Below are 14,009 nucleotides of genomic sequence, written 5' to 3'. Positions count from 1 at the left end.
GGTCTATTAGCTTCCCTTTTTCTATATTTGTACTTAAATCAATGTTTAAAATTATGATGAAAAAGATAATTATTTCGGTTCTATTTATAGGCTCTGCACTATCACTTTGGGCTTATGGACCAACAGGACACCGTGCGGTTTCTGCCATTGCACAAGAGCATTTGAATTGCCGAGCAAAACGTGCTATCAAGAAACTATTGGGTGACGAAAATTTAGTACTGGTTTCCACTTACGGGGATGATATTAAATCAGATAAAGCCTATGACTTCTCCTATACCTGGCATTATGTAAATATGAAAGACGGAGAAACATACCTGCAAAGCATAAAAAACCCTAAAGGAGATCTAGTTACCGCTTTTAACCATTGTGTAGCTACATTAAAAGATAAATCATCCTCTGTAGAGGATAAACGCTTTTGTCTGAAGATATTGGTTCACTTAGTCGGTGATGCTCACCAACCGCTTCACATAGGACGTGCTGAAGACCGTGGTGGTAATGACATCAAAGTAAAATGGTTCGGAAGAAAGTCTAACCTGCATCGTGTTTGGGATGAGAATATGATATCATCGTACCGAATGAGTTATTCTGAATTGGCAGAAAACATGCCCAAAATCTCCCGTAAAGTTCGCAAGGAATGGCAAAAAGGCGACATGCTAACATGGACAGAGGAAATGCGAACTACTACGGCGATGGTTTACGCTTCAGCTGAGCAAGATGAGGACTTAGGCTACCGGTATATGTATGATTATTTTGAAACCTTAAGACATCAATTACACAAAGCAGGAATCCGCCTGGCAGGTGTTTTGAATGATATTTTTTAATTAAATATTTGGAAAACTAAATTTTTAGTTATAAATTAGTAGAAAGTTTTTAAAATTGGATATCATGAAAGAGTTGACGAAAGCAGAAGAGCAAATCATGCAAGAGCTTTGGAAGTTAGAAAAAGCCTACGTAAAAAATATTATTGAACAATTACCTGAACCTAAACCAGCATACAATACCGTTTCTACGATTGTGCGCATCTTAGAGCGAAAGGGATTCGTGTCGCATGAAGCTTGTGGCAAGAGTCATCTCTACTATCCTATTATTGCTAAAGACAATTACAAGAAAGCCTTTGTAAAGCATTTCGTCAAAGATTATTTTTCAAATTCTTTTCAAAACATGGTTTCTTTTTTTGCAAACAATAAAGAAATTAGCGTAAATGAATTGGAAGAAATACAGGCATTGATTGATAAACAACTCAAAGAACAAAAGAAATAACGCATTATTACACAGCTCAAATTAAGTAAGGAATCATGATAGCCTTCATCGTCAAAACACTCATATGTAGCGGTCTTTTATACGGACTCTACTATTTTCTGCTCAGGAAAGAAACTTTCTTCCGACTGAACAGGATTTACCTTTTGGCTATATTGCTTCTTTCTGCTTTGATTCCTTTAATCCAAATTACTATACCGATAGGCGTATCTACACCGGAAAGTTTTTTCTATACTTTAGTCGATGGCACAAAAGAATTTTTCTTTGTTTATTTATTAGATGAAGTGATTATCTATGGTAAAGCCTCCCCTTTTAGCTGGCCTAATATTATTGAGAAAGTATATTATATTGGAATATTTGTGTTTTCAATTCGTGTCTTTGTATTCCTGTATCAAATTACTTCATTACATAGAGTATCAAAAAAATACCGTAAAGATGGAGTACGCCTTTTCGTGCACAATAAGCCGTTTACTGCATTTTCATTTTGGAACATCATTTATGTAAATAAAGAAGAATTGAATGCTCCTGATTTTAAAGTTATTTGGAAGCACGAAATTGAACACATCAAGCAAGGGCATACGATTGAAAGTTTTCTTTTGGAGGTGTGGAGTTGTATCTTTTGGTTCAATCCATTTGTGTGGTCAATAAAACGGAAGCTGAAAGAAATTCACGAATACCAAACGGATTACAGCTTGATTGAGCAAGGAATGGATACTATTGTTTACCAACAACACTTGCTGAACTATACCTTAGATGGACACAGCTTTGCAGAAGCGAGCAACTTTGCAGCAACAGCATTAAAGAATAGAATTAAAATGCTAGCTAAATCAAAATCTCCACTATGGCGAAAGACAAAAGTTTCTTTAGTATTACCACTTTTGTTAGTCTTGGTTTTAGCCTTTGCAACAGACTATGCCCCTTTGAATGCTTCAGAAACTATCAGCGAACCTGTAAGCCCCGTTATAGATAGTTTGTCAACTGACAGCATTCCTGTTATTTTTGAATAAAAAAACGATATTTTCTTTTTTTGATATGATAATATTCGTATCTTTGCACCCGAAATCAAATGGACGCGTAGCATAACTGGATAGTGCACTTGGTTACGGCCCAAGAGGTTGGGGGTTCGAATCCCTCCGTGTTCACAGTTAAAATTCGAAAAGAGAAATCATTAAAAATGGTTTCTCTTTTTTTGGTTTGAAAGGTCAAGTTGAGAAATAATCAATAAGAAAAGAAAGGATGAAATTATACGCCTAAACAGAAATTTTGTATTATTATATTTAGGTAGCGACATAATATTCATTGAATATCTTTAGCTTTAATTTGTTAAAATCATTAAATACAAACTATTGCCAATATATAATAAACATTGGCAACTTATATCTTATTTCCGTTTTGAATATGCGTTTAGTTTTTTAATCGGTTCTTTGAAAGCATTCTCCATTCTAACTGATGCATCAATTAAGAACTCATTCATAATTTTCCAATCATCTTCTTCAAAATAACTCACTCCATCGTGTTGATATTTGATACGAGAAGTAACGTTATCTTCCATTCTTTCCCAAGTTAATTCTGCACCAAAATCATTTTCTACAATATCTTTCATCTGATAAAGAAAATCAAATAATTCTTTATTTTCTTCTTTACTTCCTCTATTAATTATGATTTCACTCCTACAATATGAGTTACTTACTACTATGTTCATATTAACTCCACTCATTCCAATTCCTTTTCCAATCCAACTTTCTTTGGACGGCGAGTTGTTAGAAAAAAGGCTATTTTTTTTATTGCTAAAATTAATGAAATTTTCCCAAAATTTGAGTCGAAAATGATGTCTGTTCTTTAAAGTTTCTTGCACTTCAATTTCTTCTTGTGCTTTTGTAGATATACTGATTGAAAAGTCCTCTGTCTCTTTAGTAGGTAATATCTGTTCAAAATTTAAAAATAGCTGTTCTCCATAAGCAAAAGGTGTAACCTTAAAACACTGAAGCCTAACCTTGAAGTTAAGTAACCAAAGAACAGAGGAAGTCACTTCTTTTCTAAAATTAGCTGCTACTAAAATTAGTCGTTGGGAATTTAATCCCTGATTTAAAACAATTTCCGATAATTCTCTACCATCAAAAAAGTCGCTCAGATTTTCTTGGGCGATTGCAGAACTACCTAAAAAATCTTGATAAATTTTAATTATGTCTTGCTTAGTTAAACTTGCACAATAAGAAGCATATTTAATTGCTTGCCAAGTTACATCTTTACCCGAATCGTCAAGTTTATTTTCAATGACAACTATATTTCCAAATTTGTCCAAAGCTAGCAAGTCTAGCCGTTCGTTTGTTTCACTGAAACCACTAAATTCTTTTTGGATTATTAAAAGTTCTTCACCTAAAGTTGATGGATTATTTGCTATCCATTCCTGCAAATGGTCACGCTCTCGGAATCTCAATTCCGAAAATTTCTTTTGCTTTAATTTAGTTACTTTATTTTGTTCTTTATTAATTAAATACATTGGGTTAATTCATATCTCTATTAATATTTATAATTTACGAAATTGCAAAGAACTAATGATTTTAACAAATTACATCCTAACAATTTTAAACCTTAAAAAGCCTGTACACTAAACGCATACAGGCTTTTACTTTATTCTTAATTTCTCGATAAATTTTCAGCCTAAAAGTCTGAAAAATACTCGAAATGACTAGCACTTGTTACAAATCCAAATCTTTTAGAATTTTCTCATTGACCAAATAAGGTTCCGTGATGTGGTAATGTTCGCTGTGAGAGTCGTTGAATTCCTCAACGGTTGACATTGCGTTTTCGTTACGCGCCCACGAGCGTCTTGCGACACCTCCCATTACGTCCCAAAGCATTGATGAACGTAAAATCTCATCCACTCGCTCGCTACCATCGCAAACCATACCAAAACCACCGTTTACCGCTTTTCCTATTCCTACTCCACCTCCGTTGTGAAGCGCCACTAAGCTCATTCCACGTGCACAGTTACCAGCAAAACATTGTACTGCCATATCTGCCATCACATTACTGCCGTCTTTTATGTTAGAGGTTTCACGGAAAGGTGAATCTGTTCCCGAAACGTCGTGGTGGTCGCGGCCTAGCATGATAGGTCCTACCTCTCCATTACGAACCATTTCATTAAACTTCAACGCAATATTCATGCGCCCAAGTGCATCTTGGTAAAGGATTCGTGCTTGTGTACCAACCACCAATTGATTTTCCTCTGCATCACGTATCCAAATCCAATTGTCTTTATCTTGTCCCCTACGCTCAGGATCAATACAATCCATCGCAGCTTTATCTGTTTTTACTAAGTCTTCATGCTTGCCACTCAAACAAACCCAACGGAATGGACCATAACCATAATCAAACAGCTCAGGTCCCATAATATCTTCTACATAAGAAGGGAATATAAATCCGTCTTTATCGTCAACACCATTCTTAGAGATTTCTTTAACACCTGCATCATACACTGCTTTCATGAAAGAATTTCCGTAGTCAAAGAAGTAAGTTCCCTTAGAAACTAAACTTTTCACTACGTTAAAATGACGAACAAGAGTGTCATTCACTAACTTTGTGAATTGTACACGGTCTTCTTTCAACAGGCGTGTGCGTTTATCAAAAGATATTCCTGCCGGACAATAGCCTCCGGTATAGGGTTCGTGACAAGAAGTTTGGTCACTTAACAATTCAATCTTAATATCATTTTTATCAGCATACTCTAATAAATCCACAATATTTCCATGATAAGCAATAGAAATAGGCTCTTTTTTATCCATAGCTTCTTGTGCCCATGTAAATGCTTGCTGTATATCTTCAGTCACTTCGTGTACCCAACCTTGAGTCTTCCGTGTTTCGATACGTGAGTAATCCACCTCAGCTACAATAGATGCTGCTCCTGCAATATCTGCCGCTTTAGGTTGAGCTCCACTCATTCCTCCTAAACCTGAAGATACAAATAAGTGTCCGCGTAAATCTCCATCTTGAGGAATACCTAACTTCATTCTACCAGCATTGAGCAATGTATTAAATGTTCCGTGAACAATACCTTGTGGTCCAATATACATCCAACCGCCTGCAGTCATTTGTCCGTAATTGGCTACACCCATTTGTGCTGCAATTTCCCAATCGGTCAAATTATCAAACTGACCTATCATCATAGAGTTGGTAATAATCACACGAGGAGCATCGGGCTTTGATTTGAATAATCCCAGCGGATGTCCACTTTCAATCACCAAAGTTTGGTCTTGCGTCAATTCTTCTAAATACATTTTTATCAAACGAAATTGCATCCAGTTTTGGCAAACCTGACCGGTCTCCCCATAAGTTACCAATTCGTAAGGATATAACGCAATATCAAAGCAAAGATTATTATCTATCATCACTTGAAATGCTTTCCCTTCTACACATTTTCCTTTGTATTGATCAATAGGTTTTGCTTTTAAGTCTCCCTCAGGACGATAGCGGTAACCGTAAATCTTACCTCGAGTTTTTAGCTCCTCCAAAAATTCAGGTGCTAATTTTTCATGCAATTCTATAGGGATATAACGTAAGGCATTTTGTAATGCTAACTTAGTTTGTGCAGGAGTAAGGCGATAGCCTCTGTCTGGTGCACGACGAATACCTTCTTGAAATTTTGGGTAATCCGGTAACTGATTAGATAAAGTATATTTCATATTTCCTTCTATTTTTTAAAAGTTCTTTCTAAAATTCGGCTAAAATTATAAAAAACTAATGAAAATGAGTAAAATCGTTTGCTGTTATTCAATGCTTTACTTCACTTCAAAGTCTAATAAGCTTTGTCCTTCAAGTGTACCTTTCAATTTATCACCAATAGCAAGCGATCCTACTCCCTCCGGAGTCCCGGTATAGATTAAGTCTCCAATCTTAAGCGTGAAATATTTCGAGATCTCAGCAATGAGTTGATTAATGGGGAATAGCATATCTCCAGTGAAACCATCTTGCACTATTTTACCATTTTTCTCCAATTGAAAATGTAACGCATCAACGGGAGGTAATTCTTTTTTTGAAATAAATGTGCTTTGCACAGCAGAAAAATCGAAAGCCTTTGCTCGCTCCCATGGCAATCCTTTTTCTTTACATCGTTTCTGAATGTCTCGCGCTGTAAGATCAATGCCTAAGCCTATTTCATCATAATATCGTGGAGCAAACTCTTCAGAGATAGATTTTCCCAATTTGTTAATTCTTACAACTACTTCCAATTCGTAGTGAATATCTTTAGAAAAATCAGGATAATAAAAAGGGTCATTATTGCGAAGAAGTGCCGAATCTGGCTTCATAAAGATAACAGGCTCCTTAGGTACAGGATTGTTCAGCTCCTTGGCATGTTCACGATAGTTTCTTCCAATACAAACAATTTTCATAAATGCAATTATTTGAGGTTAAAACAAAGTCGCCTTTCGGAGTTTGATATTTGTCAAAACTTTCTTGGTATATAATGGAAAGTCACTATTTAATATCCATCCGAAATAACCAGGATCTGTTTCCAGTACCTCCTCAACTACACGTCCTTTGAACTTTCCAAAATTAAAAATCTCCTGATCTTTGTCATTAAAGGCAATGAATCCTGCGAAATCTGCATTTCGGGTACGTGTAGTAAACTTAGACAGAAAATCGATATCATTTTCTAAATCTTTGTAACGTTCTAATTGTGATTTAAGCACTTCGTAAGTGGCAATAGTGTCAGCCTCAGCACTATGAGCATCTTTTAAATCTTTATCGCAATAGAATTTATAGGCAGCTTCTAAAGTTCTCTTTTCCATAGTATGGAAGATTACTTGTACATCAACCAAACGATGACGCTTAACATCATGGTCAACATCGGCACGTAAAAGTTCCTCAGCTAACAGGGGAACATCAAAACGATTAGAGTTGTAACCTCCTAAATCACAACCGGTAATAAAAGAGACTATTTCTTTAGCAATTTCTTTAAAAGTAGGAGAATCTTTAATATCCTCATCATAAATCCCATGGATTTCAGAAACTTCAGGGGGAATAGGCATTTCCGGGTTTACACGATAAGTTTTCACTTCTTCTTTCCCATCAGGATGTACCTTACAAAGTGCGATTTCTACGATTCTATCTGTAGCAATATTGGTTCCCGTAGTTTCTAGGTCGAAAAATACAATGGGCTTTTTTAATTGTAATTGCATTCGAAATTTTTATTTAATAAATCTTTCACCGTTATAGCAATGAAACTCACTAACTAAAGTAAGTGAGATTAGCTACAGACTAGTGACAATATCTTTAAACTCTATAAATTTTCACTATGCGTTAAGCATCATTGGCATCAGCAACATGAGTGTGTCTTCATTGGCAGTAGCCTCCTCTTGCGGTAAAAACAAGCCGGCTCTTGCACCATCAGATAATTCTACAACTACATCAGTCGCTGACATATTAGAAAGAATCTCCAGTAAAAAAACAGACTTAAATCCAATCTCTATGGGCGTTCCATTATATTCACACGGAATGGTTTCGTGTGCTGAGATAGAGTAATCTAAATCCTGTGCTGAAACCGACAACTCATTACCATCTATTGACATACGAATAAGATTTGTTGCAGGATTAGAGAAAACAGAGACACGCTTTAGCGTATTGTGTAATTCTAATCTATCAATTGTCATTTTATTTTCATTGTTTGTTGGAATCACAGAGGCATAGCGAGGGTAGCTACCTTCTATTAAGCGACATACCAATTTGTAATCAGTCAAGTTCACAAATGCATTTTGGTTGTCAAACTCTAAAACAATATCTTCTTCTTGTTTTGACAAAATATTTTTTAGCAGGCCAGCAGGTTTTTTGGGTAAAATAAAAGCGGCATCTGCCTCAGAGTGTGCGTCCATTCTTCTATATCGCACCAATTTATGCGCATCAGAAGCAACAAAGGTTACATTTTCAGGAGACATCTCAATATAAATACCATTCATCACTGGGCGAAGCTCGTCATCTGCAGTAGCAAAAAGTGTTTTTGAAATTCCTGAAAGAAAAGCTTGAGGTGAAATAGTCAATTTGCAAAGGCTTTCACTGTCTCTGACAGGAAGTGCTGGATATTCGTCACCATTTTGTCCCATAATACTAAACTCTCCTTTGTCTGAGAAGATTTTAACAGAAAGTGTTTCATCATCAATATCAAAAGTCAAAGGTTGCTCAGGAAATTCCTTTAGAGTTTCGGTCAAAAGTTTTGCTTGTAAAGCAATTCTACCATTAGCAGTACTGTTACTTAACATCAATTTTGTTTGTAAAGTTGTTTCCAAATCAGATGCCGTAATAGTCAATTCTTCTCCTTCAATTTCAAACAAAAAATTATCCAAAATAGGAAGTGTGTTTTTTGTATTGATAACTCTACCTACTGCCAATAGATGTTGCAGTAAATCAGAACTTTTTACTATAAATTTCATAGGTATATTATTATGATTTTTGTTTTTATCTTCTTATTATTTCATAGCCTTAACCACGACATACAAACTTACGCTAAAAAACAGAAATAATCAAAATCTAATTTCACTTAGATTGTTTTATGAACAGATATTTTAAAAGTCGTTGATAAAAAAAGGTTCAGTATTTGAAAAAATCGTATCTTGCCATCCTGTAACAATAAAAAACCGGACTAGTAATAATGAGTTGTAAAGAAAAAGTTGCCATATTCCCCGGCTCGTTTGACCCTTTCACCACAGGACATGAATACATTGTTAATAAAGGAGTTGACATCTTTGATAAGATAATTATAGGTGTAGGATTCAATGCAACTAAAAAGAGTTTCTTCCCGCTTGAGCAACGCATAAAATGGATTGAAACACTCTTCGCTAATGAGCCTAAAATTTCAGTAGAATCCTACGAAGGCTTAACTATAGATTTCGCTCAAAAGCATCATGCCTCTTATATATTAAGAGGACTACGAACCTCTTCTGATTTTGAATATGAAAGAGCCATTGCACAGATGAACAAAGCACTTTCAAATGGTTTAGAAAGTATCTTTTTACTTACACCTCCAGAGCTTACCCCTGTTACCTCAACAATTGTGAGAGATATCATTCGCCATGGTGGTGATGCATCTATGTTTATCCCTGACAAATTAGACAAAAGTGAATTTCACATTAAGAATGCTTTGTCAATAAAGTAGCTATCCCCCATGAAAATCAGTAAAAACCTAGCACGCACAGCTCTATTTCTTGGAGTTTGTGTCTTACTCTATCTTTTATTTGCGCCCTATTATCTAAAACAAAGCTTTACGCATTGGTATCCGGATCTTGATGATTACAAGATTTTTGAAAATGATACAGTGGAAACAGCACAACCTATTCCTTGGGAATACGCTTCCAATTACAACAAAAAAGAATTTACGAAGGAAGCTCTCTCTTACTTAGAATCCCATGAGACTACAGCCTTCTTGGTTATTCAAGATGGGAAAATTCTTCATGAGTCATACTGGGATAATGGCTCAGATAGTGTACATTCCAATTTATTTTCTGTGACAAAAAGCATTGTGAGTTTACTCATTGGAATTGCCATCGACGAAGGGAAAATTGAGTCCGTAGATGAATCTATAGGCAAATATATTCCAGAGTTTTCAAATGATAATCGAGGAGATATTACGATTCAAAATCTTCTTACTATGAGTTCCGGTCTAGATTGGAACGAAATTTATACCAGTCCTTTTTCAATAACAACACAAGCTTATTATGGGAATAATTTACGCAAGCTTACGACTCAGCAAAAGTTGGTAGCCACACCTGGCAAAAGATTCAAATACCTCAGCGGTGACACACAATTGCTTTCCTACATTGTTGAAAAGGCAACTGGTGTTACTGTAAGTAAATATGCTCAGGAAAAGATATGGAAACCATTGGGCGCTGAATATCCTGCATTATGGTCTAAAGATAGTAAGAATGGTGATGAAAGAGCTTTCTGTTGTTTCCATACCAATGCTAAAGATATTGCACGCATTGGTCAACTCGTCTTAGATAAAGGCATGTGGAATGGTAAAAGAATTGTCTCCGAATCATATATGAGAGAAGCCACAGAAGCAAAAACTTACCTTTTGGATCGAGACGATAACGAATTAGTGTTTTATGCCTATCAATGGTGGATACTGCCTACAAAGAACGGTCCGGTTCCATATATGAGAGGTCATAAAGGGCAGTATATTTATAGTATTCCAGATAAAAATGCTGTTGTTGTTCGCTTAGGAGAAAAAAAGGCTTTGGAAGAAATCGGATATATAACTGAGGACATTACTCATTATCTTGAAATTGGGCTTTCACTATTAGAATAGATAACTTATGAAAAAGGCTTGGTTGGTTATATTTCCATTTTTGGTATTGATTACTGTCGGTCATGGACAAACTTTGATTAAAATAGCAGATAAAAGTTATGCTGACATTCCTCTACGCATTTATGCCTACGACAATCTCTTATCACATACTCCGCAACTTTTAGAAGAAAAGACAGTCGCAACCGATGGTGCACTTTCTTTTTCTCTAAATATTAGAAAACCACAACTTGTTTATATTCCTATCTATTCTTTTCATCTCATTTTTTATGCCGAGCCAGACAAAACATTAGCACTCAAGCTTCCCAATCGCCGAAAACTCGAGGAGGCTTTTATCCAATTAAAAAGCTATTCCGGAAGGGAAATCCCGTTATTTATTGAAAATAAAAACTCTTTGAACCAGTCAATTTCGGCATATGATAGCGCTTTTAACAACTATTTAAAAAGCAATTTTCGAGCTATTTATCAGAAGAAAAGCGCAAGCGAACACATAGATTACATTGAGAAACTTAGGTCTATTTCAGCTATACCACATTTAAAAAGCTATGCTACATATAAAGAAGCCTATCTGTACTATGTGTCTGGAGAACAAAATAAGATTATAGAAACATTTTATGCAAATAAGCCTTTGTTGCTACACAATACCGCCTATGTGAGCTTAATGAAAAAACTGGCAAAGCCTATTGCGGAAGATTTTTCACAAGCAACTGATTACCGCCCTCTATACAAACAGTTAGTGGCAAATAATAGCTATAGCGACCTTTATAAAATCTCAAAAAGTATAACTGGAACTGCTGATATTGCACTAAATGAACATTTCTTTATTTACATATTGCATTCTGGTTTGCAACTCAAAACTATCCCCCCAAAAGTAGCACTAAAAAAATTGTCTTTGATTGCTGAGCAAAGCAATAACAAAACTAATATAGAACTTGCTGAAAGTATCATTTCCAAATTTTACAAACAGTTTAAGGGTAGCAGTGCCCCAAACTTTTCTTTGAAAGCTACTGATGGACTAACGTATAATTCCTCAATTTTAAAAACAAACAAACCAACACTAATTGCCTTTTTTGATGGTGCTGTAAATAATGACGTTAGCATAAAAACGTTACAAGAATTACAAGAAAAGTACAGCAAGTTTGAAGTCATCCTATTCAGTGCAACGAAAAGTATTGATATTGCTCCAAACAATTGGAAACAATTTGTAATTCCTTACCACAGCTATACATTACGAGACTATCGATTAGGTAGATTCCCATACTACGTCCTAGTAGAAAAAAATGGAAAAATTAGCCAACAAACTTGGCAGCAATATCTCATTAGGTTAGAGGAGTAAAATCCGGATGTTCTTTGTAAAATCTTCGTAACACCTTGTCGCTATGTTTTACAGTCTTTAGCAACCAATCTACAAGCAATGCCTCTCGTTCGTCGTTTGGTAATCTCCAATCAATGTCGGAGTCTCGTAATTGGGAAACTAATTGTTGTAAAATAAGAGCCGCAGACACCGAAATGTTAAAACTTTCAGTAAAACCAAACATCGGAATTTTTAAAAAATCATCCGCATATTCGTTTACAGTCTCAGAAATTCCAGTGAGTTCTGTGCCAAAAACTAATGCTGTTTTCTGAGCTGTAACATCAAATTTCTCCAGACTACGTTCTTCTGCATGCGGAGACGTAGCAACAATTCTGTATCCTTCTGACTTTAAGGCTTGTAAAGCAGTGGAAGTATTTTCTTTTTGCGTATTGTAATTATAAATGCTTAACCATTGAGAAGCACCCAAAACTACATCAGGATTAATATTGTATTCATTCGTATTTTCAACAATGTGTACATCTTGAATACCAAAACAATCACAAGTACGAAGAACAGCACTGGCATTTTGTGGCTGAAATATATCTTCTAAAACTACTGTTAAATGACGTGTCCTGTTTTGGGAAACACGCTCTAACACCTGCATACGCTCCTGCGTCACTAAAGCGGATAGATAATCAATCAATAACTTCATGGTACAAAAAAAGGGATACAAACGCATCCCTTATCTTTAATATGTTAGGCTAAACTATTGTACTTTTTTAGCAAGTTCAGCTCCTGGCTTGAATTTAGCAACATTTTTTGCTTTAATTTTTAGAGCCTCTCCTGTGCGTGGGTTACGACCAGTTCGTGCTTCTCTCTTAGAGACAGAGAAAGTTCCAAAGCCGATAAGCGTTAACTTATCACCTTTTTTTAGTACATCTCCTGTTACTTCTGTGAATGCGTCAATTGCTTTTTTTGCATCCGCTTTTGTTAGGCCAGCTTTGCTTGCCATTGCATCAATTAGTTCAGCTTTATTCATAATTATAAAATTTAATGTGTTTTGGTACTTATCATATTTTAATACTCTTCGAAACAAAAATAAAGAAAATCTAATATAAACCAAATAAAAAACCACTAAAAATTAGGATTTTAGCGACAAAAAATAACACAAACTATTTGTTATTTAATATTTCTGAAACTCTTTTACTGTGGTAGCTGATTATTAGGTCAGTACCAGCTCGCTTTAAAGAATACATAATCTCCATTATTATCCGATCTTCATCAACCCATCCATTTTCAGAAGCTGCCTTTACCATCGAAAACTCACCACTTACATTGTAAGCTGCCATGGGCACATTGTATCGATCTTTTGCTCGTGCTATTACGTCCATAAATGATAATGCAGGTTTCACCATAACGATGTCTGCTCCTTCTGCTATATCCGCTTCAATTTCACGAAGCGCTTCATCTCCATTACGAAAATCCATTTGATAGGTTCGTCTATCACCAAATTGCGGTGCACTTTCAGCAGCATCTCTGAAAGGCCCGTAAAATGCTGATGCAAATTTTGCTGAATACGCCATAATCGGAGTTTTTTCATAACCATTCTCATCTAAAGCTTTTCGTATAGCACCTATCCTTCCGTCCATCATGTCACTGGGTGCTATCATGTCTGCTCCTGCTCTGGCTAATGACACAGATTGATTTGCTAAGGTTATTAATGTCGAATCATTGTCCACATCTCCGTCTATAATCGTACCGCAATGACCGTGTGTAGTATATTCGCAGTTACAAACATCTGCAATAATATACATATCAGGCAGCTCTTTTTTAATGGCACGTATACCTTGTTGTACAATGCTATGGTCATGAGTAGCAACGGTTCCATCCTCATCTTTAGTTTCAGGAATACCAAATAACAGTACGGCTTTGATTCCTAAATCGCTCAATTCTTTGCATTCCTTCACTAATTCATCAACAGAAAGTTGGAAATTTCCTGGCATAGATTGTATAGGAACACGTTCTTCTTTACCTGGTCGTACAAATAAAGGCATAATAAAATCATTTAATGACAAGCTTGTTTCACTTATCATTTCACGTAATACTGAATTGTATCTCAAGCGACGTGGTCTGCTTGTTGGAAATAATGGTCTCATATCTTTA

General features: G+C 35.7%; 14 protein-coding genes and 1 tRNA gene. 7 read left to right on the top strand and 8 right to left on the bottom strand.

Going from position 1 to position 14,009, the window contains the following annotated elements:
• The first annotated feature begins 53 nt into the window (after positions 1–53).
• The 4 genes from C7377_RS03875 to C7377_RS03860 all read left to right on the top strand — a co-directional run bounded on the left by C7377_RS03875 (position 54) and on the right by C7377_RS03860 (position 2,399).
• Positions 54–821, top strand: a complete 768-nt coding sequence (locus tag C7377_RS03875) for a S1/P1 nuclease (RefSeq protein ID WP_116495997.1) — start codon at positions 54–56, stop codon at positions 819–821.
• Positions 822–885: 64 nt separating this feature from the next.
• Positions 886–1,260, top strand: a complete 375-nt coding sequence (locus C7377_RS03870; protein WP_116495996.1) for a BlaI/MecI/CopY family transcriptional regulator — start codon at positions 886–888, stop codon at positions 1,258–1,260.
• A gap of 35 nt (positions 1,261–1,295) precedes the next feature.
• Positions 1,296–2,264: a M56 family metallopeptidase gene (locus C7377_RS03865; RefSeq protein WP_116495995.1), complete on the top strand. Its 969-nt coding sequence runs from the start codon at positions 1,296–1,298 to the stop codon at positions 2,262–2,264.
• Between the two features lie 61 nt (positions 2,265–2,325).
• Positions 2,326–2,399, top strand: a tRNA-Arg gene (locus C7377_RS03860).
• 239 nt (positions 2,400–2,638) lie between these two features.
• On the opposite strand, the gene C7377_RS03855 is transcribed toward C7377_RS03860, so the two are convergent.
• From C7377_RS03855 to dnaN, 5 genes are all read right to left on the bottom strand, one after another.
• Entirely contained in the window at positions 2,639–3,757 is a 1,119-nt protein-coding gene (locus tag C7377_RS03855; RefSeq protein ID WP_116495994.1) for a DUF4268 domain-containing protein, read from the bottom strand.
• A 199-nt stretch (positions 3,758–3,956) separates the two neighbouring features.
• Positions 3,957–5,939 (bottom strand): urocanate hydratase, encoded by a 1,983-nt coding sequence (locus C7377_RS03850; protein ID WP_116495993.1) that lies wholly within the window; start codon positions 5,937–5,939, stop codon positions 3,957–3,959.
• A gap of 96 nt (positions 5,940–6,035) precedes the next feature.
• On the bottom strand, positions 6,036–6,647 hold the full coding sequence (locus tag C7377_RS03845) for a fumarylacetoacetate hydrolase family protein (RefSeq protein ID WP_116495992.1): 612 nt from the start codon (positions 6,645–6,647) through the stop codon (positions 6,036–6,038).
• Between the two features lie 18 nt (positions 6,648–6,665).
• Positions 6,666–7,436 (bottom strand): 3'-5' exonuclease, encoded by a 771-nt coding sequence (locus C7377_RS03840; RefSeq protein WP_116495991.1) that lies wholly within the window; start codon positions 7,434–7,436, stop codon positions 6,666–6,668.
• 114 nt (positions 7,437–7,550) lie between these two features.
• A complete protein-coding gene (gene dnaN / locus C7377_RS03835) occupies positions 7,551–8,681 on the bottom strand; it encodes a DNA polymerase III subunit beta (protein ID WP_116495990.1) in 1,131 nt (376 codons plus the stop codon).
• A gap of 218 nt (positions 8,682–8,899) precedes the next feature.
• On the opposite strand from dnaN, the gene coaD reads away from it, so the two are divergent.
• From coaD to C7377_RS03820, 3 genes are read left to right on the top strand one after another with little or no spacing between them, the layout of a single operon-like run.
• Positions 8,900–9,403 carry a pantetheine-phosphate adenylyltransferase gene (gene coaD, locus C7377_RS03830; RefSeq protein ID WP_116495989.1) on the top strand — a complete coding sequence of 168 codons (504 nt, stop codon included), beginning with the start codon at positions 8,900–8,902 and terminating at the stop codon, positions 9,401–9,403.
• Positions 9,404–9,412: 9 nt separating this feature from the next.
• Entirely contained in the window at positions 9,413–10,555 is a 1,143-nt protein-coding gene (locus tag C7377_RS03825) for a serine hydrolase domain-containing protein (protein ID WP_116495988.1), read from the top strand.
• A 7-nt stretch (positions 10,556–10,562) separates the two neighbouring features.
• Positions 10,563–11,888 carry a TlpA family protein disulfide reductase gene (locus C7377_RS03820; protein ID WP_116495987.1) on the top strand — a complete coding sequence of 442 codons (1,326 nt, stop codon included), beginning with the start codon at positions 10,563–10,565 and terminating at the stop codon, positions 11,886–11,888.
• On the opposite strand, the gene C7377_RS03815 is transcribed toward C7377_RS03820, so the two are convergent.
• From C7377_RS03815 to hemB, 3 genes are all read right to left on the bottom strand, one after another.
• Positions 11,872–12,558, bottom strand: a complete 687-nt coding sequence (locus tag C7377_RS03815) for a TrmH family RNA methyltransferase (protein ID WP_116495986.1) — start codon at positions 12,556–12,558, stop codon at positions 11,872–11,874. The genes C7377_RS03820 and C7377_RS03815 overlap by 17 nt on opposite strands.
• 54 nt (positions 12,559–12,612) lie before the next feature.
• Positions 12,613–12,885, bottom strand: a complete 273-nt coding sequence (locus tag C7377_RS03810; protein ID WP_116496224.1) for an HU family DNA-binding protein — start codon at positions 12,883–12,885, stop codon at positions 12,613–12,615.
• A 133-nt stretch (positions 12,886–13,018) separates the two neighbouring features.
• Positions 13,019–14,002 carry a porphobilinogen synthase gene (hemB, locus tag C7377_RS03805; RefSeq protein WP_116496223.1) on the bottom strand — a complete coding sequence of 328 codons (984 nt, stop codon included), beginning with the start codon at positions 14,000–14,002 and terminating at the stop codon, positions 13,019–13,021.
• Between the last annotated feature and the right edge of the window lie 7 nt (positions 14,003–14,009).

It is taken from the genome of Balneicella halophila (assembly GCF_003096835.1).
GTDB lineage: Bacteria > Bacteroidota > Bacteroidia > Bacteroidales > Balneicellaceae > Balneicella > Balneicella halophila.
This window is presented reverse-complemented; position numbering and strand designations above follow the sequence as displayed.